The organism is Veillonella sp. LMAG:90 (assembly GCF_008679445.1).
In the GTDB taxonomy this organism is placed as follows: Bacteria; Bacillota; Negativicutes; order Veillonellales; family Veillonellaceae; genus Veillonella_A.
Genome location: NZ_NAND01000001.1, coordinates 2,318,423 through 2,342,177, shown reverse-complemented (window position 1 = coordinate 2,342,177; position 23,755 = coordinate 2,318,423). Strand labels below are relative to the sequence as shown.

Genomic DNA, 23,755 nt, shown 5'->3' with positions numbered 1-23,755 from the left:
TTTATTGCATAATTATTATAACATATTTCACAAAAAAGTTATAGTCTTGTTATGCTTGTGCTAACAAAAGTTGTTACAACACAATGGATAAAAGTTTAGTGTATTTCAAATTAGGAGGGTTAACATGAGAGTATTACAGACAGAAGCCTTAATTCCTGTCATTGAAAAGTTGTGTATCAAAGCCTGCTGTGAATTGAATGATAATGTAATGGATGCATTCCGTAAAGCCGTTGAAAACGAAGAGTCGCCAATTGGCAAAAAAGCCTTGGAAATTATTGTTAAAAACGGTGAATTTGCTAAAAAAGAACAATTGCCATGTTGCCATGACACCGGCGTAGCTGTTGTACTCTTAGAATGTGGCCAGGAAGTGGCTTGGGAAGGTATGCCACTGGAAGATGCCGTTAATGAAGGGGTTCGTCGCGGTTATACGAACGGTTATTTACGTAAATCGGTAGTAGCGGATCCGTTGAATCGTGAAAACACCAATGATAATACACCGGCTATGTTGCATGTTGAAATCGTACCGGGCGATCAAGTAAAAGTAACGGTTATGCCTAAAGGCGGCGGCAGTGAAAATATGGGTGCCTTTAAAGTATTATTACCGGGCGAAGGCAAAGAAGGGGTAAAACAATTTTTACTTGAAACCGTAGCTAAAGTAGGCGGTAATCCTTGCCCACCGTATATTATCGGTATCGGTATCGGCGGCACCATGGATACCTGCGCTTGGATGGCGAAAAAAGCCTTACTTCGTCCTATCGGTGAACACAATCCAAATCCATACTATGCTGAATTAGAAAAAGAATTCTTGGAAGCAGTTAATAAATCGGGCGTTGGTCCTATCGGTATGGGCGGTACGGTAACGGCGTTGGATGTGCATATTGACTATCATGGTGTACATATTACAGCCTTGCCGGTAGCTATTAATTTCCAATGTAATGCAGCACGTCAAGCAAGTGAAGTTATTTAGGAGGCTATTATGGAACGGGATGTACAATTACCATTAACGAAAGAATTTGTAAAACAATTAAAAGTAGGGGACGTTTTATATTTATCCGGCTATGTATATACTTGTCGTGATGCGGCTCATAAACGTATTCAGGATTTGTTGGAAGCCGGCGAAGAATCACCGTTAGACTGAACCAATCAATTGGTATATTATGCCGGTCCATGTCCACCGCAACCGGGCCAGGTATTTAACTCCAATGGTCCTACAACTGCGGCGCGTATGGATCCGTTTGTAGAAATGATGTTCAAATTGGGCGTCGTAGCTTTCTTGGGGAAAGGCGACCGCGCACCTTACGTAGCTGATTTATGTAAAAAATACGGTGGTGTATCCTTATTAGGTGTAGGCGGTGCGTCAGCCATCAACGCGGCTCGCATTAAGTCGGCTGAAGTTGTTCTGTATCCTGAATTGGGCACTGAGTCTATTAAAAAGTTATACTTTGATCGTTTCCGCGTAATCGTAGGGATTGATACAGAAGGCAATGTATTGCAGAAACAAGAAGTAGCAAAATATAAACGTGATTAAGCGTAGAGCGCTATTTACGTTCGTGTGATTAGAGGTCATACCTTTAGATTAGGGACATAGGGATAGTTATGAACAATAAGAGTAAAACGATAGCGTCTTGGATAATACCGATTATGGTCGGTGTTATTATAGCCGTTTTACCGGTGCCGGCAGGCTTGTCCACGAAGGCATGGTATTTGCTGGCTATATTTTTGAGTACGATTATTGGGTTCATAATGCAACCGCTGCCGATCGGCGCCATTGCATTAATCAGTATTACAATCACCCAATTAGCGAATGTTTTAAAACCGAGTCAAGCGTTAGCCGGCTTTGGCAATAGCAGTATTTGGTTAATTGTGGCAGCCTTTTTGTTTGCGAAGAGTTTTATAAAAACGGGGCTCGGTCGCCGTATTGCGTTTTGGTTAATTACTAAAATGGGAACGAGCACGTTAAAGTTGGCCTATACGATTATTTTGAGCGATTTGATTATCAGTCCGGCCACACCGTCCAATGCAGCGCGCGCCGGCGGTATATTGTTTCCTATCGTAAGGGGCTTGGCGTCGGCCTTTGATTCCGAACCGAATAAAAATCCTCGTCGGGTTGGCGCCTTTTTGATACAAGCTGAATATCAGGGGAACACCGTAACATCGGCTATGTTTATGACGGCGATGGCAGGGAACCCATTGGCCATCTTGTTGGCCAGTCAGGCTTTGGGTATTAATATGACGTGGGGCACTTGGGCGTTGGCTGCCATCGTGCCCGGTCTCATTGCGTTGGCCGTGATTCCGTATTATCTGTATAAAGTGTATCCGCCGGAATTGAAGAAGACGCCGGAAGCACAAGCCTTGGCACAGCAAGAGTTGGCGGAGATGGGACCTATAAGTTATGCTGAAAAAGCCGTAGCCTTTATATTCGTAGGGGCGTTGTTGTTGTGGAGCACATCGAACCTTACGGGCTTAAATGCAACCGTAGTTGCTTTATTGGGCGTGTCCAGTATGCTGGTAACCAAAATTTTGTCTTGGCAGGATGTATTGGATGAAAAAGGTGCTTGGGATACTCTCGTTTGGATGGGGACTTTGGTAGGCTTAGCGGGTCAGTTGGCTAAATCCGGCGTCATCGATTGGATGTCGGGGCATATCAGCAGTGCTTTAGTCGGTGTATCCTGGCTCGCAACCTTGGTTATTCTATTGCTCATCTACTTCTATATTCATTACGGCTTTGCCAGCTTGACGGCTCATATTACAGCATTGTACTCGACCTTTATTACAATCGCTGTAGCAGCCGGCGCACCGGCCTATTTAGCAGTATTGGTGTTTGCCTTTGCTTCTAATTTATGTATGTCGCTGACTCATTATGCAGCGGCGCCGGCGCCGATTTACTTCGGGGCAGGTTATGTACCACAGTCGACGTGGTGGAAGTTGGGCTTCCAAGTCTCTGTAATTAATATAGTAATCTGGTTTGGCATTGGCTCCGTCTGGTGGAAGGTATTGGGCCTTTGGTAAAAGCAGATCGATATGCTTTGGTAGTGAAATTTAATAGTGATATATAAAAAGTGACTGTAGCTAATATGCGAATAAGCATTTAGTTACAGTCACTTTTTAGGTTATATAGATATTGCTTTAGATAAGTTCCTTATTGTTTTCAAAAAACTGAATGAATTCCTGCATGGCCGGTGTCCGAACAGTCTGTTTATTCGTTGCCAGAACAATGGTGATAGGGAAGGTAATATCTGTGAGGAGACGAACCAAATTATCTTTAGGGGTAACAACTTTGTCGGTCATAAAGGCAGCGGCAGCCGAACTTCCGACTAATTGCTTGATAGTGTGGATTTGATTCGTGCGTAAGCGGATTCTAGGGTTCACGTTATAGAGCTGGAAATACTTGGTAATGATGGCCTGTATATAGGATGTTTCTTTGTAAAAAATCATAGGGATATTTTTATAATCATTTAAGGTGAGCAGATGATTCGGGCGACTTTCGGCAAGTTTCACCAACGGATCGTCCGGACCGACATAAAGATGGTATTCGGTTTTCAATAATGTAGTAAAGTCTAACAATTGGGCGTCTGATTCATTTTCAATGAGGAATGCTATATCTAATTTTTGTTCTTTTAGCATTTGTTTTAAGCGAAGAACGCCGGATTCATAAACTTCAAACTCTATATGGGGATAGGCTTTTTGAAAATGGTTAAAGATGACCGGAAATATAAAGGGACTCATCATAGGGGCTACGCCTAAGCGAATAAATTGGCGACCTTTCTGTAACAGCTTGATGCGATCCTCCAAGTTAGCTGTGTGATTTAATAGAGCCGTTACTTCCATGTAAAATTGCTTGCCCGTTTCGGTTAATGTCAGTTGACGTTTGCTTCTATCGAAGAGGGACAGTTGTAATTCGGTTTCTAAATTTTTTAAAGCCACGGAAAGGCTGGGTTGTGTAATTAATAGTTTTTTGGCCGCTTCATGGACCGATTTAGAGTTAACGACGGTATAGAAGTAGTTCAGCTGTGTCAGGGTAATCGTATTCAATAAATCCAAAACAGAGCCCTCCTTTAATTGTATGTGCCAAGTAATTGTATTTTATAAACTATGATAGTTTTAAACTATTAAATGATTATTTATTAATATTTTACACTATATAATATCGGCTGTATACTTTGAATTATAAGAAAGCAAGCATAAGCAGTGTGGCTAACATACAAGCCGTAGGAAATGTAAAACTTAGGTATTGATTATTAATGGACAAGGTTAAATGAGGAGGATATTATGCACGCTATTGAAAAATTATTGGCAAAAAAAGCCGGTTTGGATTCGGTTAAGACCGGCCAAATTATTAATTGTGAGATTGACTTAGCCGGGATTAATGATTTGTATTTGCAAACGGTTCGTTCCTTTTTTGAAATGGGGGCGACTAAAGTGAGTCATCCGGATCGCATTGCTATGTTTTTAGACCATTATGCACCGGCGTCTACGATTACTCAGGCGGATAATCAACGCCAATTCAGAGAGTTTTGTGAAGAACAACATATTGAAAAACTAATGGATATCGACCAAGGTGTTTGCCATCAGGTTGTGGCCGATAAAGGTTGGTCAAGACCGGGGGGCATCATTGTTATTACCGATTCCCATACAACCACCCATGGTGCCTTTGGTGCTTTTGGTACCGGTGTAGGTGCTACCGATTTAGCGATTATTTTGGCAACCGGTCAATTGTGGTTCCGCGTACCTGAAATTATTAAGATTAATTTTGAAGGGACTTTACCGGAAGGCGTTTATGCGAAAGACATTATCTTACATGCTATCGGTCAATTGAAAGCAGACTTTGCCGTATATAAAGCGGTTGAATTTGCAGGGCCTGTCATTGATGCGTTGAGCGTGTCCGAACGCATGGCATTATGCAACATGACGACTGAAATGGGGGCCAAAACTTCCTACATCCAGCCGGATGCGGTAACTAAGGAATTTTTGGTAAGCAAAGGCTTAGTGGAAGGGCAAGACTATGAAGTTTACACAACGGATGCGGACTTCAAATATGCCGATGAAATCACTTTTAACGTGAGTGATCTCACACCTCAAGTAGCGGCACCATCCAGTGTAGATAATGTGTTTGATTTGAAAAAATATGAAGGTCAGACGATTAATCAGGCTTATTTGGGGTCTTGTACCGGTGGCCGCGTAGAAGATTTAAAAGTGGCCGCTGAAATTGTGAAAGGGAAACATATCCCACGTCTTGTTCGTTTTGTCATTGTACCGGCTTCTAAAGGCGTATTTTTAGAAGCTATGGCTAAAGGCTATGTACAGACCTTAGTTGAAGCGGGGGCTACGTTCGTAACACCGGGTTGTGCGGCATGTTTAGGGACTCACGAAGGTATGATTTCATCCGGTGAATATTGTATTACGACAACTAATCGTAACTTCCCTGGCCGCATGGGCTCTACAGATGCTCATATTTTCTTGGCCTCGCCGGCAACCGTGGCGGCATCGGCTATTAACGGTAAGATTACCGATCCCACACTATACTTATAATGGGTAAGTAATGGTATACAGTGAAACGAGTAATAGTCAGTGAGGAGAATAGTTATGGACAAAATTATTAAGGGCGAAGTATTTACTTTTGGCAACAATATTGATACAGATCAGATTTATCCGGGTCGCTTTGTAGAACTTACCGATTTGAAAGATATCGTACCGCACACCATGCAGGGTGCTGCCCCAACGTTTGCGAGTACATTTAAAGCCGGTGACATTGTTGTGGGCGGCACCAATTTCGGTTGCGGCTCTTCCCGTGAGCATGCGGCAATTTGTTTGAAAGGCATTGGAGCCGGCGCCGTAATTGCGGAATCATTTGCACGAATTTTTTATCGGAACGGCATTAATCTCGGCTTGCCGCTCGTAGTGTGCCCCGGTATTAGTAAATTGGATTTAAACCATAAAGAAATCTCGCTAGATTTGGAAGCAGGTACGCTCACAGCAGACGGTAAGGTTGTGGCTCAAGTGGAACCTTTCACGCCGTATGTGTTATCTATTCTTGAAGCGGGTGGCATCAAGAATATGATTCGGGCAAAACTGAACGCCTAATATATAGGAGGTATGGGTATGTTGGAAGATAAATACTTTCCGGGATTTACACAACAATTTATAGAAACCGAGCCCGGTGTTCAAATTAATACTTGGATAGGCGGCCATGGGGATACGGCGGTGCTTTTATTGCATGGCCATCCGGAAACACATTTAATCTGGCGGTTCTTGGCGCCACGCTTGGCTGAGCAATATACGGTGGTTATGACGGATCTTCGTGGTTATGGCGACAGTTCAAAGCCAAAGGGTTTACCTGACCATGCTAATTATTCGAAACGCGTTATGGGGGAAGATCACTTTACGGTGATGAATAAGCTTGGTTTTGAAAAATTCCATCTCATTGGTCATGATCGCGGTGCTCGTGTTTGTCATCGCATGATAGTAGATAAACCGGAGCGTATTTTAACATGCACGATGATGGATATTTTACCAACATTGGAAATGTATGCTGATACGAATGAAGAATTTGCTACTAAATATTATCATTGGTTTTTCTATATTCAGCCAAATGGTTTTCCGGAAACATTATTGGGTGCGGCACCGGAATATTTTATTCGTTTTAACCTGGAGAGAAAAATCGGACCAACTGCACGGGCTAACTTTCCGGAAGACGTAATGCAGGAATATATTCGTTGTTTTTCAGATCCGGCTACAATTCATGGTATTTCGGAAGATTATAGGGCATCAGCCACGATTGACCGTGAGTTTGACAAAAAAGATATTGACGATAAGGTAGTTATAAAGACGCCGTTATTAGTTATGTGGGGCAAAAACGGTGTAGTCGGTAAGCTTTGGGATGTATTAGCCGGTTGGCAGGCTAAAGCGGAACAGGTTGAAGGCTATGGCATAGATAACTGTGGGCACTTCGTACCGGAAGAGCAGCCGGATATGGTTAATCAGCATATTCTAGATTTCTTAGTAAAATATAAATCATAACTAATAAATTATAAGTATCTTGAATTTAATAGTGTATATTATCGGTAAAGAAAAGCTGTCGAGCCAGGCGGCTTTTCTTTTTTTGCCATAATTTTAAGGACAAAACTATTGAGAAGTGGTATCATATACATAGAAACGAAATTATTCAATATAATAGAATGCAATTGATTACAATATAAAAGATTGCAATTGATGCAATATAAATCAGCGAGAATGCTGAACGTGTTTTTAGAATTAAACTCGTAGTATAAGAAATAAGGACACAACATGGATAATGAAAAGAATTTACGCATATTAAGTATTAATCCGTTTGCCTTGGCGCAGATGGATAATCCGACGGACGAGATGAAGTTGACCGCCCTACGCAAAAACGGTATGGTGCTGCAGTTCATCAAAAATCCGACGCCTGAAATGATAGATATAGCTCTGTCGAACGCTCCGCGGGCCATTCAGTACATTGAAAACCCGTCCCATGAGGTACTGGAACAAGTGGTAAGCAAAGGCTGGAATAATTTGGGCTTGATTGAAAATCCCGACGAATCGTTGATTCGCTTGGCCTTAGCCGAGTCGGGCTGGGCCATTCAATATGTAAAAGACCCGAGCGAAGAGCTTCAGATTTTGGCGGTCACGTCGAATTATGATGCCATCAAATTTATTGAGAACCCGTCCAAAGCGGTGCAGCTGGCTGCGGTGGGTCAGAATTATCAGGCTCTCAGCTATATTAAAGATCCGGTACCGGAAGCCATTGATTTGGCGGTCACGTTAGACCCTCAGGCGGTACGCTTGTTGGGGACGGTGACAGTGGACCAGGCACTCCATTTTATCGGCATCAGCAGTCTGATTACGAAGTATTTGCCACCGGATTACATGATTCCGTCGATTTACTTGGAAGAACGTTTGAAAGAAATTTTGGCTGATGAAAACACGAGCGAACAGTACGTGCGTGATTTACTTAATTGCACGTACATCGGCAAGCATAATAAAGGGTTTGAAGCGGATGTGGTCGGTCTTATCGATCAATTCGGAACTCAAAAAGCACGCCGTATTGCGGTAGATGAGCTTTTAAAATTCTAAAGACTTTTAATACGGCGCATCGCGGTTGATGAGATTTTAAAGTTTTAAAGGTTTTTAATACGACACATCGCAGTTGATGAACTGTTGAAATTTTAATAGAGTTCGGACGCTTATATAAAAGCTGTCCCGGATGAAAATCACAATCGAAAATATATTAAATAAGGGAAAAGGAAAACATATATGAACTTTGTAGAAACAATGAGAAGTGTTGAGTTGGTATTATCGGCCGGTCAGGTACCGCTTTTAGTCGGTGAAACGGGAATTGGTAAAACCTCCTTGGCACATCGTTTGGCTGTAAAAAACGGCTGGTCGCTCGTAACCATCGACGGCAACTTATTAAAAGAAGGCGAAATCGGCGGTTTGCCGACGGTAGACAGCTTTTCACGAAAAATGAATGACGGCACGACGGTTACGGAAAAAGTGACAGTCTATGCCATTCACTATAAATTAAAACAGATTGCCGACTATATGGCGGCGGGGCAGCAGGTGCTCTTATTCATCGACGAAATCAACCGCTGTGAACATGCGGTACAGCAGGAGTTGATGAACCTTATTTTGAACCGTGAAATCAACGGTTTTAACCTTGGACATTCCGTACATATTGTAGCGGCCATGAACCCGACTAACAGCTACGATTACCAGACCGTTGAAATGGACGTGGCCCAGCAGAACCGTTTCGTGTGGCTCCAGATGGAGCCGGATTATATGCAGTGGCTCGATTGGGCGGCGGAAGCCAAATTGGAACCGATGGTTATGGAATTCATCAGTACCTATCCGGAATATTTGCACAAGATGAACGAAGACGATATTTACGCAACACCGCGTAGTTATGAACGTGTATCCGCGTTGTATGCCATGTACAAAGCGAATAAAGAGGCAGTCGGTAAAGATGTGTTCTTCAACGTTATTCGCGGTAATGTGGGTAAGGTGATTGCCCAGGAATTTGTGAGCTTCGTAGAAGCCGACCATGAACCGTTACTCACTTATGATGATGTATTTAACGGTGAAACTATGGCAGAATCCGTTCTTGAACGACTCAAAAAGGAAAGCCATACTCGTTTGTATTTGACGGCTAAAAACTTAATGCGCGTCATTGAACTGCGTGCGAACCAGTTGTTTGTAGACGATGCAGCGGCTCAGGCTGTTATTAATCGCTTTATGGACTTTTTAAAAGCCTATCCGGAAGATTTACAGATGGCTGTGATGAAGGATATCCGTAATACCTATCCGCGTTTTTATAAGGAAGCCATCAAAAATGATGAGTTCGTCAATAACTTCTTTGATTTACAGCGGAGCTTATAAGCTATGAATGGTAAAATAGATATTGTAACGCGGCGGACGTTAAAACCTGATTGGCAAGTCAATGCCGAAAAGGATAAAAACGGCGGAGCCAAGCTTGAAGCCGGCAACCTTAGTAATCAGGATCCCCTTGAAGCGGAACGCGTGGCTCTATTGGCGATTACCAAAAAACTGGTAACGGCTTGGCAGCAAGAGCGTGATGCGCTCCAACGGGCCCAGGAAATTAAGGATAATGCGTATACTAATTCCATCGGCTATGCCATTACGGAAGCGGCGGCGTTGGCTGCGGGCAAACGTGATTTGACGGCCGGAACGACCGATTTTACCGTCGATAAAGACTATGAAAACCGTTTTTTCAAACTTGTGTCAAAATTGAATTTGCGCCTTATCGAAAGCGATTCATTCTTCGGCTATTTCTTTTTACAGGTCGGTCAGGAATTGCGCTTTGGTATGACCAGCGGCACGGGCATTAATTTTAAAGGCAGTCGCTATGTGATGTACTTTAACCCGCTCATTTTTCTCGACATGACGCCGGCGCAAATGATTAGTTCCATTAAGCATGAAATTCTTCATGTGATTTCGCTCCATTTGGTGCGCGCTAAGCGTTTATATCAGCGGTACTCGCCACTTGCCATTAATCTGGCCATGGACATCGTGGTTAATAACTATATTGACCCATTGCCGCCCAATGCGATTGACGTAAAGTGGCTCAATAAGAACTTCGGCACTACCGTGGTGGCGTTTAAGCCACTAGAATATTATGTGGACGAGATTCAGGCACACATAGATATTGCGCGTGAAACAGACGGCGAAACGGAAGTGGAAGACAGCTTAAGTGATGCGGCTATGAGTTCGCCCGGCGTGGCCGAAGCCTTTGATATAGCCAACAGCCATGACCTTTGGAGCGAGTCCGATGAAGTGGATGGCGATTCCCAACAACAGCTGACCAATAAGATGGTGGAGAATTCTGAAAAAGGCGAATTGGCCGGGTATTTGTCGGGCCTTTTGAGTGATATGAAAAAACATCGGGCATCCTTGCCGTGGTCAGTCTACTTAAAACGCTTGGTCGGTTCCGTTGCGTGGGGGCATAAAAAAACGACTACTCGTCGTAGTCGTCGTCAGCCGGAACGATTGGAAATTCGCGGTACTTTGCGCAAGCGTCGTGCTAAAATTGTGGTTGCGCTTGATTGTAGCGGCAGTATTACGGATGGTGCTTTCCGTCAAGCCATGTTGGAAGTACTGGAAATTACCAAGGCTTATGATTTTGAAATTACCGTGGTGGAATGCGACAGTGTCATTCGCCGCACCTATCCGGTAAAAACCATGAACGATGTTGAGCCGCGTGTAACGGCTCGTGGTAGTACGCTTTTCACGCCGGTAGTTCATTATGCTAATCAAATGCAAGCGGATTTGCTCATCTACTTTACGGATGGTAAAGGTGAAAAACATTTGAAAGTCGATCCGAAGCATTATAAAATTCTTTGGGTTTTGGTAGGCGAAGAAGCTAAACTATCACTCAAGAATCCGTGGGGTCTCGTTAAACATTTGAATCAGACATTTGAAGATTATGATATGACTGTCGATTATGAACGGGTGGACGGTTTCTCCATGAATAACCAGGAAGGGTTCTCCATGGCCAATCAGGAACGGGATTGGGATAAATAAGATAATAAAATATGTGGGTTGAGTTTTTGTTGTTCTTCTTCGAGTATAAACTTAAAACATTATTTTTCTGCCACCGGTTTCCGGTGGCAGTTTTTTTGTCTTATTTATGCTTGTTTGATTTGTTATTTACAAATTGATTACCTTTTTATATAATCAACGTAATAAATGATGTAATAAATGTGAATGCTGTTTTCGGTGGAACTATATTCTTTAATCAGTTGAGGAGTGTTAGCATGAAACAGGCATGGATTAAATTGACAGTAATAAGCAAAACCGAATTGAACGAGTAACGACAGAAGGTATTCCCCTGTCTATTGCAGAAGATGATGCAATGGATTATGTGGACCTTCTTTTTTTACTACCAATATTGAATTAGAGGATAGTAAGGATATGGATTGGTATCGTGGATATACAAAACTGAAGAATAATAAATATTTAGTCTTTTTTTGTATAAGTGTTTTAATAATATTTTTTTTTGGTTAATTGTACAATGAAATTGAACACATAAAAAAAACCATAGTGAATATCGATTTGTGTTATGATTAAGGTCTCTAATCTAAAATCTTATACACGAGGTATCGATATCACTATGGACTCTATTAATCATAACACATCATTACGTACAAACAAACACTTATCTTACGCAGAACGCTTTCATATTGAAAAACAATTGCAAGCGGGTGCTTCAAAACTGTCGATTGCTAAAGCTTTAGGCCGTTCTCGTACAACCATTCATGCTGAAATTCAACGAGGTACTGTTGAACAAATAAAGGCTGGTAAACGGGTCATGGTGTATCTAGCCGATCATGGACAGGCAAAGTATGAAACCTCTCGTAAAGGCTCGTTTAATACTCGAAAAGCCGGTATGATTACACCTTTTCTTACTTGGGTTGAAGACCAGGTATTGGAGCATAAATGGTCATTTGATGCTGCCGTAGGCTATGCATTGCGTAAGTGCTTGTTTGTACGTAATGAAATGGTGTCTACTAAAACTTTATATAACTACCTTCATGAAGACCTTCTCCGCGTTAAACCAATGGATTTACCGCTAGTGCTACGCCGTTCAATGCGTAAAGCTATTACGCGTAAGCACAAGAAAAATCTAGGTAAGTCTATTGAACTACGTGATGAATCTGTTTTGACTCGCGAGGAATTTGGAAATTGGGAACTCGATACCGTTCGAGGCATTAAAGATAAGCATGATGAAGTAATTATCTCTCTATTAGAACGTAAAACACGAATTTATGTAACGTTACGGTCACCTTCCGCTAAAGCAGTTGACATAAAAAACACGCTACACAACTGGCTATTAGGCTTTAGTACCGATATTTCATTACAGCAACTCTGCAAGACAATTACAGCTGATAATGGCCTTGAATTTGCGTCTATTACTGAACTTGAAACAGAGAATTTACAGATCTTTTTTGCTCATCCATATGCCGCATGGGAACGTGGCTCTAATGAACGACATAATGGTTTATTACGCCGCATTATTCCTAAAGGAACACCAATTCGTGACGTATCCGAAACAACACTTCGCCGGGCAACCGACTGGTGTAATTCCTTACCTCGTAAGATCCTAAATTACCGTACGCCGCAAGAAGCCTTTGTTGAAGAAGTTAAGAAGTTAGTGGATTTACAAAGTGTTCAATTTGATATTGCAATTTAGCAATATTTTTTTTTAGTGTTACACGTTATTATATAAAAGAGATGTCAAATTTTGAGTGGACTAAGAAAGATATTATTGTAATAAAGGATGGATATCATTATACATTTATTGCTCCTTATAATGATTACGATAATGTCAGTCTAGACCTTAGAAATTTTATTAAGCAAGATGAAATATATAATTTTGCGGTAGATAGTAAGATTGATAAAAATAAGCTTATTATAATTTATGTGAATCGGTCATTGGATTTAATACTATGCATTAAATCCAAATCAGATTATAAAGCTATAAAGATTGAAAGTATGGATAAACAATTTGTATATAGCATATATCCTAAATTATGGATTACTAATTTATCATATTATATTTATATAGACCATTATTTATATAAAGTAGATAAGCAAACTTTAGAAATCGAAAGGATTTTATCAGATATAAATGGGATACCTTCTATCAGCATTAGTGGAAATGTTATTTATAAAAATGATATAAATTATATTTCTGTAGTAATGTCGAAGGCAAATAAGAAGTTATTTTTGGTACCTAGATATAGTAGTTTGCAAAGTTGGGGGAGCAATAAAGATAGTTTTATTTTAAGCTTGAATGATAAAATTGAGAATATGACTTTATCAGGAAATCATAATTATACTGTTGTTAAACCTAGTTATGGTGATTTAAAATTTGAAGGTGATTTGGGTAGATTTAAAATTGTAAGATTTATACCTGATAGTGGTGAAGAGCCATTTATAGATTGGGCATTATGGTTTGAATCTATAAAAGATGGAGTAGAATATAAGTATTATCATTATTATATGTATGATTCACTAACGAATCATTTTTATGAATTACCAAGTCAATTATTAGGGTTCTTTTCGCATAAGAATGAGCTGATTACAGGATATAGTGGCGAAGTGAATTTAGAGGCAATATCTCAGTTAATACATATTGGATATTAAATTATTTTAGATTCAATTTGAAAAGGAGTAATAATTTGGGGCCAAATTATTTGAATAAAATAAAAATCACTATAGGGTTCTTAATATTGACAATAATCTATAATTATTTTCTTTTTTACGAATATTTTTATTTGAATCATGATATAGATAGGATTGCTTTTCTGGGGTTGTTAGTATTTTATGGAGTTACGATATATCATATTATTTTAGTAAAAAAAGAAGTTTTTGATATCTTTAAATTATGGCATAATCAAGGAATTACAAAAACGAATATGTTAAAGCGACTTGTTTGTGATGAAAATGAATCCACATTAGAATATGTTAAAAAGAATCCATTAAGGCGTATGTTTATGAGGATTTGGGCTGTATTTTATTTAGGCGGGTGCATTTACTTTTTCTTAGCGGGATTTGCTGATTTTATTAGAGGCTTTATTGTCATTGTTTTTTTTGTTATAGGATTTGCAAGGTTAAAAAAATGGTTTTATATATGGTTGTAGTTTGATAATTAATTGAAAAACAAAAACGGAAGAAACCCATGTCTTTTCTGAATGTGTATTTTAGTAGGAAAAAACTGTATTTTTAAAGGTATTGGGGAGAATATGTGGCAAAAGAATAAAAAGCTTTGTGCATTGTACTGGAATAAGTATAGTCCTATTGTAAGAAATATTTTTTTAGGGATTTTTTTGTTAGTGGCAATAGGCGGAAGAATATATAATTGGACTTTCCCGGAAGAAATAGAAAGACAATATGGTGAGTTAAGTAAGGTCATTTATAGTTTAGAGGTTTTTGATAACAGGGTTTTGAACCTAAGAGTAGGAACAGGTAATATTGTCATTGCAAAAGAGGTAACGGCTAATATTGATATGGGAGGGGATATTAATGATGCCATGGAAAGCAGGGCCAAAATAATAGAGTATTTTCTCCATCATGGGTGGGAGCCGGTTTCTTTACATAAGAATAATCTAAAATTTAGAAATGAAAGATATGAGATTGATTTATTTGGGCCGATGAGACAGAAACCTTTAGCTCATAATCATTGGTTAGTTACAGTAGGCTTTAATACTATTTTTCAAAGACTTAGGTTTTAAGAACGTGTTGGATATACATTATTTATTAGGGAGAAATAATGCAATTGAGTAAAGGTATAAAAAAAGAGAGAATAATAGCTTTTTTTAGATATGTGAAGGAAAATATTTTTGTCATTTATGGAGCTATTTTAGCTATAGTTATAGTTTCCAGTTTGCTCTTTCAACTCTTTTGTTCAGCGTATATAGATTCAAGAGCTCAAAATCTGGTTAGCGTTTTAAAAAGTATGGAAATAGTTCAAAATTATAGTGTAACTTCACCAACTATTGAAGGGGGACTATTTGCTCAAAAAGGTGTTTATGTAGTGATAAAAGCGGATAAAAATAAAGAGGAATTTTCAGATGAACTGAGGCAATACTTTTTGAGTAAAAATTATACAATTGATTCGATAAGCGAATCCGGTGGCATTAATGTTTATAATGACCTTTATATAATTAATGTAGGCCCAATATATAAGCGAGATAACAGCTATACAGGAAAATGGATGATATCTATTTATTATAACAATATATTGACAACATTGAATTTATAGCTAACTAACAGTAAAAGATAATGGATATATAAAAATTATAATGTCATATTTCGAATATACGGTTAGTGTAGGAGGTCAAGTCATGTCTACCATCAATGAAGGTATTCGGTACGGTGCAGTAGCAGTGGGAATAAATGAATCCTTACAACCCGTATTAGGAAAAAATAAAGAACAAAGAACTCCATAAATTAGCTACCTTGGTTGTGGGCAATGTGGTGACCGGACAAACATTCGGGGCAGCAACGGCGTTAAATGTAATCACATATAATTGGCTTAGCCATGCGGATCAAGTTAATTATGCAAGAGCATTGTATAATGCAAAGGATATGCCAATGACTCAAGCCCGCATTCACGCATTGTATGGTGCGTTAGATTAATATAATGATGATACATATGGGCCATGTCAGAACTATTTGGAAGCATTCTTGGCATCAGCTATAAAGAATTGAAATTTCATATTGCAATTTAGTAATACTATACTATTATTAGCGAGGTGAATTTTATTGGGGTACATTAACATAAACTCGTATTTTGGAATAAAACTATTATTAATTTTCGTAATTGTTTTTTTCTGTTAGGGTATGTTTTTAGAATGCCAGCTCCATACCATCTAGATATATTTCTTAATAGTTCTTTTGCTATTATTGTTTGTGAATTATCTACTTGGAGCATGAGGCATAATGGGTGGGTGGTTGATTATGAATTAGAAAAATATCGAGGAAATAGTTTAGTAGAAGAGCCTAGTTTGTATTTTAAAATAATATTTAAGATGTGTAGAGTTATTACTATAGGAGAGTATTATTATTTAAAAAGTTTAGGCGGGTTATGGACTATAAATCAAGGCATAGCATTTCTTTATTTACCTAGTGAATTTTACATGATAGAAGCTATTTTAGGATTGGTAGTTTGTATTTTTATTGGAAGAATAGGTAGTAGCTGGATAAAACGATATTATAAATTATAAAATCAGTATACAATAACCAGATACGACCAGTTGAAAAACAATAAATAACAGATTGGCTTAATCCGTACCAATATAATTGTGTTAATATTTGAAATATGTTTATTTTAGAAGAATATATTAGAAGATAGAAATAAATATTCTGGGAATATACAAAAATGAAAATATATAAAGACTATTATAAAAAGATTGAAGAGTATATGGATGGTTTAACGAAAAATATAACTATTGCAAATGAAGAAGAGTTGGAGAGTATTTTGGAGGCTTTAGAAAAAGTAGATTTTGATAGTCATTTAACAAATTTGGCTGAAAAAGTTTTTTCAACTTCAATTTTATTAGCGGAATATCCATATATTTTACCATTAGAGATATACAGACATGCTATGAAATATCGAGTTAATATAAATATATGTAAGTCTTTTTATCAGTATATTAGTGATAATGGATGGGATGAAGAAAGTATAATTATAAAAGGTATGTTGTGTGAGAAGGACTTGCAGGGGATAAAGGAATTTTGTATTAAACATACATTTTCAGATAGAGAAAACTCGTATTTCATGGAGCGCCCTATATGGAAGGGAAAAAACTATGAAGATGTATTAAAAAAATATGGAGTACCATGGAAAGAAGGATTTGATTTTTAGAAAACAATAGTTAATTGTAAGACTGCATTGAATAATATAGAGTCAAAAAACTCCCTTTTAAGTAGCACAAGTTTTATTTCCTGTGTCTGCCTAAAAGGGAGTCTGTTTTATCCGTTATAAATATTAAGGTTGTTTTTGTCCTATAAGTCTCGGTTTTTACTTCACCCAATCCACAGTCCAACGCTTACCAACAGATGATAGAGTGTCACACTGATGGACGTAAATTTCATAGCTTCGTTCATTTTTACCACGTCCGCATAGCGTTGCAAGATAGCAGCGCTTTTAAAAGCCGGGAAGAGAGCTATGATACCGAGCAAGGATGCTGATGGCAAATGCCCTAAAAATACCCATAAGAATAACCAAAGGACGCAGACGATAAATAAGGTTCGCAATAAGCGGATTCCTTCGTCTTTACCTAAAAGGATAACCAAAGTACGACGTCCGTGGGCTTTATCATTGCTGAAATCGCGCAGATTATTGGTCATCATGATATTGCCGATGAGGATGGTAGACGGAATGGCCGGGATTAAGAAGTCCCAGTAGAGCGTGCCCGTCCAGGTGTAGGCCGTAATATAGACAATGGCAAAACCCATGGCCACACCTGAGGCGAGTTCGCCGAACGGTGTGCGCGAAATCGGTTTTGGACCGCCCGAGTAGAATAAGCTGATCAGAATACAAACGGCGCCGGCCGGCAATAACCACCAAGATACTTGCGATGCCAAGAAAATGCCGAGCACGAGCGGCGTGAGGGAAAAGATATAGCCCAGTTTTTTTACCTGCTGTGGCGAAATTCCTTCACGGACGATGGTGCCGCTGTTGCCGGCCGCTTGGTTTAAGTCGAGACCGGATTTAAAGTCGAAATATTCGTTCCAAATATTGGCGGCAATCTGCGAACTCATGACGCAGATTAGAATTAATAAGGTGTAAAACAGGCTTAGCCAAAGGCTCTGAACCGCTGTGTGCAGCGTCGCCGCATAGGAGGCTCCGAGAATAACCGGGCTGAAGGCAGCTGTTAGCGTGCGGGGCCGGGCTAAGCGATAAAGTTGTGAAGCAGTCATACAAAATTAGTCCTTTCGACCGAAAAACGGTCCTATAGATAATTGTGGTGGGGATGGTAGTTGCGCCAGCAAAACGCCGAAACACATGGCTATGAGCCCCCAGATTTCCTGATAATCAAGCCGTTCATCCAAAATTAAATAGCCTAAAATACCGGTAAATACGATTTCGAGGCTCAGAATAAGGGATGCTTCCGTCGGCGGCAATTTGCGTTGCCCTAAAAGCTGCCCTGTAAAACCGATACCGGCCGATAAAACGCCGCCCCAAACGATGAAAAGCCAAGAGTCGGCTATATTTTGAAAAGTTGTGGTTTCCAAAAATAGGGAGGCTATGGCTGAGAACAAGGCACAGCCGAAAAACTGACCCATGGACAGTAAGAACGGATTATATTGTTTGGATACCGTATTTAACAGCAAAATGTGAATGGCCCAGAACAACGTGGAAATCAGGATGATTCCGTCGCCGTAAGAAGGAATGAAACTGTCCTTTAAGCTTAACAAGCCGGCTCCGATGATGGCACAAATAACGCCGCCTAAGGCGGTTAAGCTGAGTCGTTCACCTACAAAGAGACCAAGCAGTGGTACGAGGACCACATATAAGGCTGTTAAAAACGCGGCTTTTGACGCCGTCGTATAGGCGATGGCATATTGTTGCAAACTGGCACCTAAAAATAACATAAAGCCAAGGGCCAGGGAGGGCCAGATGATGGAACAGTGCGGCTTTTTCAAAGGTGCTCCCGTTTTTATCCAAAAATAAAACGGACTTACGGTTAATACTCCCAACAAAAAGCGTATCGCATTGTACGCATTGGGACCGATTACATCAGACGCAAGACGTTGGGCTACAAAGGTGGAGCCCCAAACAAACGCAGTGAGTAATAAACATAAGCGAGCTTGTAACATAAAAAGAGGATTCCTTTCTATAAATGTAGAATTATATAAAGATAACCCTTAACAATTGTAACTAAAATAAACTTAGTTGTAAATTGTTACCCCCAAAGGTTTATTAACTTTTGTCTCAAGAAGTGTGGTATTTACGGAAGTTTTACACTTCCCATAAATACTCTATTACCTCTAGTATATCGGGTTAATAGTTTATGTCAACACAATTAATATATTTATTAGAAGAGATGAGGAATGTACTGTGATTAGTAAAGCTTTATTAACGGATTTGTATCAATTTACCATGATGCAAGGGTTATTTAAGGAAGGTCTGCATCGTACTCCTTGCGTTTTCGACCGTTTTTATCGTAAAAACCCTTTTGATGGTGCGTATACGGTAGTGGCCGGCTTAGAGCACGTTATCGATTATTTAAAAAATCTGTCCTTCAACGAAGATGATATTGCCTATTTACGTGAAACCGGTTTATTTGAAGAAGATTTTCTCGACTATTTAAAAGATTTCCGCTTCACCGGCAGTGTGTATGCGGCACCGGAAGGGACTGTTGCCTTCCCGGGGGAATTGTTGCTTCGTATTGAAGCACCTAAAGACGAAGCGATGCTCATTGAAACGTCTTTATCCATGTATCTCAATCATGAATCACTGATAGCTACCAAAGCGCGTCGTATCCGTAGTGTGGCCGGTAACGACAGCCTCGCCGAATTCGGTATGCGTCGGGCCCAGGGGACCAATGCCGCCGTTTATGGTGCCAGAGCTTCCATTATCGGTGGGTTTAACGGCACCAGTAATGTGTACTCCGCATCACAATACGGTATTAAACCGGTAGGCACCATGGCGCACAGCTGGATCATGAGTTTCCCTGATGAACTCACGGCCTTTCGTTCTTATGCGGAACAATACGAAGATATGTTGGTACTCCTCGTAGATACCTATGACACATTGAAACAAGGTGTGCCAAATGCCATTCAAGTTTTCAAAGAAGTGAAAGAACGCCGCGGTGGCACCATGCCTAAGGGGTACGGTATTCGTCTCGACAGCGGCGACTTGGCGTACTTATCACAGGAAGCTCATCAAATGATGGCGGAAGCAGGTTTCCCGGATGCTACGATTTTTGCATCCAATGATTTGGATGAATACACCATCGCCGACTTGAAAAGCCAAGGCAGTGCCATTTCCGCTTGGGGCGTAGGTACCAAACTAATTACCGCCGACGGCACATCCGCGTTGGGCGGCGTGTATAAATTGGCCGGTCAATGGAAAACCGATGGCTCCTTTGTACCAACCATGAAGTTTTCGGATAATGTAGAAAAAGTAACGAATCCGGGCCGTAAAAAAGTATTGCGCCTCATTAACCGTCGCAATCGCAAGTTAATCGGCGATCTGGTTTGCCTCCTCGATGAAACAATCGATACGACCAAACCATATACCTTCCAAAATGCCATGTATCCATGGAAACGGACCCATTTAGCGGCTGACAGCTTCGACGTAGTGGAACTGTTGGTGCCGATTTTTGAAAACGGCGAATTAGTCTATAATGTACCAAGCTTGCCTGAAATCGTAAGTTATGCAAATGAGCAAATTAAATTGCTCTGGCCTGAATATTTCCGCTTGAATCGCCCGCCAATTGTTAAGGTGAATATCAGTCAAAAATTACACGAATTGAAACAACAATTGTTGCTTGAAAAAGTAAAGCACAACAATACGGGATTTACGGAAGAATAAGACTGTATACAGTAGCACGCTATGTTTGCTAGGTATAAAGAAGCGGTCATATTCTCAGGAAAAGACTAAGGGAATCGTAAAGTCTAAGGGAATAGTAAGTAGATATAAAGGAGTGAATCAGATGAAACACAAGTATCTGAAAGGATTGGTATTGGCTGCGTTATTGGGGCTGGCCACACCGGCGATTTCGGGCGTTTCGGCAGCGGAAGCAACAAGTAGTACGTTGGCGCCGATTAGCTTGGGTTATGGTATCGTAGCAAGCAGTGACGCGATTGAAACAAAAGTATCACCTGATACTATAGCCATTAAGCCCCAGCTCGTAAGCACGGTGATGACTACCGTAGACAATAAAACGGTGAACTTACCGGCGGGCGTTACCGTGTTTGACTTAAAACGGATGATGACGCCAATGGGGATGGTTGACGGTACAAAATTTATTTCCGCCAAAGAATTGAATGCGGAATATGTTAAAGATATTCGTGACATGGCTAGCAAGAAAGAACTCAACATAAAAGAGTTGAAGGATTTTAACGGCACGATTTATCGCGACTGGAACTTATATCAATTGCGCGGGGAAGATGCGGAAGGAGTTCATACGGCATATGTAGTGGATTTGGCGCTGGGACCTGATTATATCAAAGGCGAACGAGCTAATCTTGAAATCAGTAACGCTTTGTGGGATGCGGCGGATAAATCAGTAGCCAATGCTAAAAAATCCGTTATAAACAGCAGAGACGGTGTACAAGAGCGTGATTCTATGAAGTTTGCCAAAACGGCGGCCATTGCAGCGGCCTATATGTCGCAAGTATCTAATACGGGTGATTCGAAAGATCAATTAGGTCATACGTGGCAGGTGGTTCGTGATTTGGGCGATGAACTGACGAAGCAGCAAGAAGCTATGCTTGCGCCGTATCCGGCTGAATATGATGCGAACGCGTTCTACGCGGCTATGGTTAAAGGCACCGAGGCTGTACCTGTGATGCGGGATGCAGCGTCATTCAATCAGTTTGTTGACAAACATAAGAACAATTTGGTGAAAGCCTTAGTGGCTGATCTAGATAAGGCGGCCGGTGAATTGAAAACACAAGCTGAGACGAATGAGCGTGCCAAAGAAAAATTGGAGCTTAATCGCAGCCTTCGCGACGGTTTGAAAAAAATCTTTGCTACGTCGGACATTAAAGCGGATTATTTAGACCAAATGGAACAGTTGAACTCCATCTTTGGGCCGGTCCTATACTCTCAGGCTCGTGAAGTTTTTACCTTTGACAGCTATGAAATTCCGCTCGGTGGTTTGAATTTAGTTCGTTTTGACAAAGAGGGTCCGGTTATAACAGTATTAACCACGAATGACGGGGACTTTAATTATTGGCAAAAGCAGTGGCAACGCATGTATGGGCTTGAACCTCAAGTCAGAGCGTTTGATGCTGATACGAAAAATGCCGCTATTCCGGCTAAAACCTCGACAACACACATGAGAGCTTTAGGTCATGACGGAAATATCGTGGTACCGCGTGACCTAACGGTTAAAAAGCTATCTGATACGGTGATTGTACCGACCTTATGGAAATTCCTTGAAAAAGATACGAAAGAATCGATTGCCAGAGGTCCGGAACTTCGCGATTGGGTGACTGATAAATTGTTGGTTGGCGATGAACGCTTAGATAGTATTAAGCGTTATGAAATGCAAAAAGAACGCTTGCAGTATTTTGAAGATTATCGCCTCGGTGAAAAGACTGATGTGTACCAATGGCAAATGAAGGATAGTGAAGGTCGCAAGACGGCCACTGTATTTGGCTTAGTCTTGACGCCGCAAACGACGAAGGGTTACTCGACGATGCTTCAAAAAGACCTTATCGATTTGCAGTTGCCGGTCCTTAACTCTTATTGGATGCAAGGTGACGGTCGCTTAGAGAACAACGTCTTGGGCGCTACTATTTTCAGCGGTATATCCGATTATGCCTATACGTCGGTAACGATTAAAGACCAGACACCTTGGGCGTTATTACCACATTATACGCATCCGGCCTACATGGCATCGGCTCGTGTATTTGTGAATGCGAACGGCTTTGAATTGCCGTATTATTTACAGGGCGCCGTTGTATTGACGCAGCCGAATCCGGTAGCGTATGTAATGCTTACGTCCGATCTGGAACGAGATGAATTTGCACCACGCTTCGTGCAGTTCATTCAAGAGTTATAGACGATTGTAAACTGTTGTAAACCTTTATGAATTCGGAGAAAACTATATAAAAGTACAAAGAACCTGATTATTTATTGATCAGGTTCTTTGCATATAATACTATTAGCTTGTCATATTGGGCCGTTAGTTTCCGGACCGGCTGTGTAGGAAATTAGCTGTGTAGGAAACTGGATATGTAGGGGTTAAGCATTAAGGGGCCAAGCATTAAAATGTATTTTTCGTTGTTCGTTTCGGCCACTTTAGGGGCTCCATGTCCACACCTTCTAAGGTGTGGAGTTTGATTTTGACGTCTAAACCGCCGGTATAGCCGGTGAGGTTATTGTTGGCACCTACAACACGATGACAAGGTACGATAATAGGAATCGGATTGTGACCGACAGCACCGCCTATGGCGCGAGCGCGGATGCCCGTATTGGCATCGTTAGGATAGAGCTTTTTAGCTAAGTCTCCATAGGTGACGAGCTCGCCGTGTGGGATTTCTAATAAGGCTTGCCAAACTTTTTGGCGGAACGGAGTGCCGATGAAGCGAATCGGTGGGAATTTTTTAGGCTCTTTGCCGGCGAAGTACTTGGTGAGCCATTTTTCCGTAGTTTTAAAAATCGGTAATTCTTTATCGGTGATTTCCTTTTCAGTTGGCTCCAATCGGTACTGCTGGCTCGGCATACTGAGGCCAATTAGGTTATCACCATCACTGTACAGGGTAATGACGCCTATGTCGGGGAAGGTTGTTGTGTAACTATAGATTGTGTCCGGCGTTGTGTTCGTTGTTGTGTTCGGTGTTACCTTAGATTCAGGGGAGCGTTTTGTGGTCATAGTCAGATGCCTCCTTAGGTGCTTAAATATTTACAAAATGAGTCTATGACATTTTGAGGTAAACATTTCAGGTTATTTTGTCCATTTGATATTGTACATCGTCGTAAACTTAATTTATAATGAGTCTATAAGCAAATTATACAAGTTTACGCGTGTAATTG

The 23,755-nt window shown here is 40.6% G+C and carries 22 protein-coding genes and 1 pseudogene; 19 read left to right on the top strand and 4 right to left on the bottom strand.

The genetic code is table 11. From position 1 onward, the window contains the following. Nucleotides 1-124: 124 nt before the first annotated feature. From CCC71_RS10390 to CCC71_RS10380, 3 genes and pseudogenes are all read left to right on the top strand, one after another. Nucleotides 125-967 carry a fumarate hydratase gene (locus tag CCC71_RS10390; RefSeq protein ID WP_226974442.1) on the top strand — a complete coding sequence of 281 codons (843 nt, stop codon included), beginning with the start codon at nucleotides 125-127 and terminating at the stop codon, nucleotides 965-967. 9 nt (nucleotides 968-976) lie between these two features. Next, nucleotides 977-1,528: pseudogene (locus CCC71_RS10385) on the top strand (FumA C-terminus/TtdB family hydratase beta subunit). A gap of 68 nt (nucleotides 1,529-1,596) precedes the next feature. Then, nucleotides 1,597-3,009, top strand: a complete 1,413-nt coding sequence (locus CCC71_RS10380; RefSeq protein ID WP_156704153.1) for an anion permease — start codon at nucleotides 1,597-1,599, stop codon at nucleotides 3,007-3,009. A gap of 117 nt (nucleotides 3,010-3,126) precedes the next feature. On the opposite strand, the gene CCC71_RS10375 is transcribed toward CCC71_RS10380, so the two are convergent. Further along, on the bottom strand, nucleotides 3,127-4,041 hold the full coding sequence (locus CCC71_RS10375) for a LysR family transcriptional regulator (RefSeq protein ID WP_021841227.1): 915 nt from the start codon (nucleotides 4,039-4,041) through the stop codon (nucleotides 3,127-3,129). A gap of 228 nt (nucleotides 4,042-4,269) precedes the next feature. Between CCC71_RS10375 and CCC71_RS10370 the strand changes: the two genes are divergently transcribed. The 14 genes from CCC71_RS10370 to CCC71_RS10305 all read left to right on the top strand — a co-directional run bounded on the left by CCC71_RS10370 (nucleotide 4,270) and on the right by CCC71_RS10305 (nucleotide 16,903). Next, a complete protein-coding gene (locus tag CCC71_RS10370) occupies nucleotides 4,270-5,529 on the top strand; it encodes a 3-isopropylmalate dehydratase large subunit (RefSeq protein WP_021841228.1) in 1,260 nt (419 codons plus the stop codon). A 54-nt stretch (nucleotides 5,530-5,583) separates the two neighbouring features. Further along, nucleotides 5,584-6,081 carry a LeuD/DmdB family oxidoreductase small subunit gene (locus CCC71_RS10365; RefSeq protein WP_021841229.1) on the top strand — a complete coding sequence of 166 codons (498 nt, stop codon included), beginning with the start codon at nucleotides 5,584-5,586 and terminating at the stop codon, nucleotides 6,079-6,081. 18 nt (nucleotides 6,082-6,099) lie between these two features. After that, nucleotides 6,100-7,017 carry an alpha/beta fold hydrolase gene (locus CCC71_RS10360; RefSeq protein ID WP_156704157.1) on the top strand — a complete coding sequence of 306 codons (918 nt, stop codon included), beginning with the start codon at nucleotides 6,100-6,102 and terminating at the stop codon, nucleotides 7,015-7,017. Nucleotides 7,018-7,284: 267 nt separating this feature from the next. Then, on the top strand, nucleotides 7,285-8,091 hold the full coding sequence (locus tag CCC71_RS10355; protein ID WP_021841230.1) for a hypothetical protein: 807 nt from the start codon (nucleotides 7,285-7,287) through the stop codon (nucleotides 8,089-8,091). Nucleotides 8,092-8,271: 180 nt separating this feature from the next. Next, nucleotides 8,272-9,393, top strand: coding sequence for an AAA family ATPase (locus tag CCC71_RS10350; protein ID WP_021841231.1), 1,122 nt, complete (start codon nucleotides 8,272-8,274; stop codon nucleotides 9,391-9,393). Nucleotides 9,394-9,396: 3 nt separating this feature from the next. Beyond that, nucleotides 9,397-11,055 (top strand): vWA domain-containing protein, encoded by a 1,659-nt coding sequence (locus CCC71_RS10345; protein ID WP_226974444.1) that lies wholly within the window; start codon nucleotides 9,397-9,399, stop codon nucleotides 11,053-11,055. A gap of 589 nt (nucleotides 11,056-11,644) precedes the next feature. After that, on the top strand, nucleotides 11,645-12,724 hold the full coding sequence (locus CCC71_RS10340; RefSeq protein WP_226974713.1) for an IS30 family transposase: 1,080 nt from the start codon (nucleotides 11,645-11,647) through the stop codon (nucleotides 12,722-12,724). 41 nt (nucleotides 12,725-12,765) lie between these two features. Beyond that, nucleotides 12,766-13,680, top strand: coding sequence for a hypothetical protein (locus CCC71_RS10335; RefSeq protein WP_021840029.1), 915 nt, complete (start codon nucleotides 12,766-12,768; stop codon nucleotides 13,678-13,680). Nucleotides 13,681-13,715: 35 nt separating this feature from the next. Continuing rightward, entirely contained in the window at nucleotides 13,716-14,177 is a 462-nt protein-coding gene (locus tag CCC71_RS10330) for a hypothetical protein (protein ID WP_295248112.1), read from the top strand. 51 nt (nucleotides 14,178-14,228) lie between these two features. After that, complete coding sequence (locus tag CCC71_RS10325; protein WP_156704494.1) at nucleotides 14,229-14,768, top strand: hypothetical protein; 540 nt, start codon at nucleotides 14,229-14,231, stop codon at nucleotides 14,766-14,768. A 38-nt stretch (nucleotides 14,769-14,806) separates the two neighbouring features. Further along, nucleotides 14,807-15,298 (top strand): hypothetical protein, encoded by a 492-nt coding sequence (locus CCC71_RS10320; RefSeq protein ID WP_021840032.1) that lies wholly within the window; start codon nucleotides 14,807-14,809, stop codon nucleotides 15,296-15,298. A 212-nt stretch (nucleotides 15,299-15,510) separates the two neighbouring features. Continuing rightward, nucleotides 15,511-15,675: a hypothetical protein gene (locus tag CCC71_RS10315; RefSeq protein ID WP_295253755.1), complete on the top strand. Its 165-nt coding sequence runs from the start codon at nucleotides 15,511-15,513 to the stop codon at nucleotides 15,673-15,675. Between the two features lie 311 nt (nucleotides 15,676-15,986). Then, the gene (locus CCC71_RS10310) at nucleotides 15,987-16,262 is read left to right on the top strand and encodes a hypothetical protein (protein ID WP_021840034.1); all 276 of its coding nucleotides are present in this window, start codon (nucleotides 15,987-15,989) and stop codon (nucleotides 16,260-16,262) included. Between the two features lie 155 nt (nucleotides 16,263-16,417). Beyond that, the gene (locus CCC71_RS10305; RefSeq protein WP_021840035.1) at nucleotides 16,418-16,903 is read left to right on the top strand and encodes a hypothetical protein; all 486 of its coding nucleotides are present in this window, start codon (nucleotides 16,418-16,420) and stop codon (nucleotides 16,901-16,903) included. 161 nt (nucleotides 16,904-17,064) lie between these two features. On the opposite strand, the gene menA is transcribed toward CCC71_RS10305, so the two are convergent. Both menA and CCC71_RS10295 read right to left on the bottom strand, forming a co-directional pair. Continuing rightward, nucleotides 17,065-17,961: a 1,4-dihydroxy-2-naphthoate octaprenyltransferase gene (menA, locus tag CCC71_RS10300; protein ID WP_021840036.1), complete on the bottom strand. Its 897-nt coding sequence runs from the start codon at nucleotides 17,959-17,961 to the stop codon at nucleotides 17,065-17,067. A 6-nt stretch (nucleotides 17,962-17,967) separates the two neighbouring features. Continuing rightward, nucleotides 17,968-18,861 (bottom strand): DMT family transporter, encoded by an 894-nt coding sequence (locus CCC71_RS10295; protein ID WP_021840037.1) that lies wholly within the window; start codon nucleotides 18,859-18,861, stop codon nucleotides 17,968-17,970. Between the two features lie 241 nt (nucleotides 18,862-19,102). Here CCC71_RS10295 and CCC71_RS10290 point away from each other — a divergent pair, with 241 nt between their 5' ends. Both CCC71_RS10290 and CCC71_RS10285 read left to right on the top strand, forming a co-directional pair. Then, nucleotides 19,103-20,581: a nicotinate phosphoribosyltransferase gene (locus tag CCC71_RS10290; protein ID WP_226974154.1), complete on the top strand. Its 1,479-nt coding sequence runs from the start codon at nucleotides 19,103-19,105 to the stop codon at nucleotides 20,579-20,581. 121 nt (nucleotides 20,582-20,702) lie between these two features. Beyond that, on the top strand, nucleotides 20,703-22,781 hold the full coding sequence (locus tag CCC71_RS10285; RefSeq protein WP_226974153.1) for a hypothetical protein: 2,079 nt from the start codon (nucleotides 20,703-20,705) through the stop codon (nucleotides 22,779-22,781). Between the two features lie 204 nt (nucleotides 22,782-22,985). On the opposite strand, the gene CCC71_RS10280 is transcribed toward CCC71_RS10285, so the two are convergent. Next, nucleotides 22,986-23,594, bottom strand: a complete 609-nt coding sequence (locus CCC71_RS10280; RefSeq protein ID WP_021840175.1) for a methylated-DNA--[protein]-cysteine S-methyltransferase — start codon at nucleotides 23,592-23,594, stop codon at nucleotides 22,986-22,988. Nucleotides 23,595-23,755: the final 161 nt, after the last annotated feature.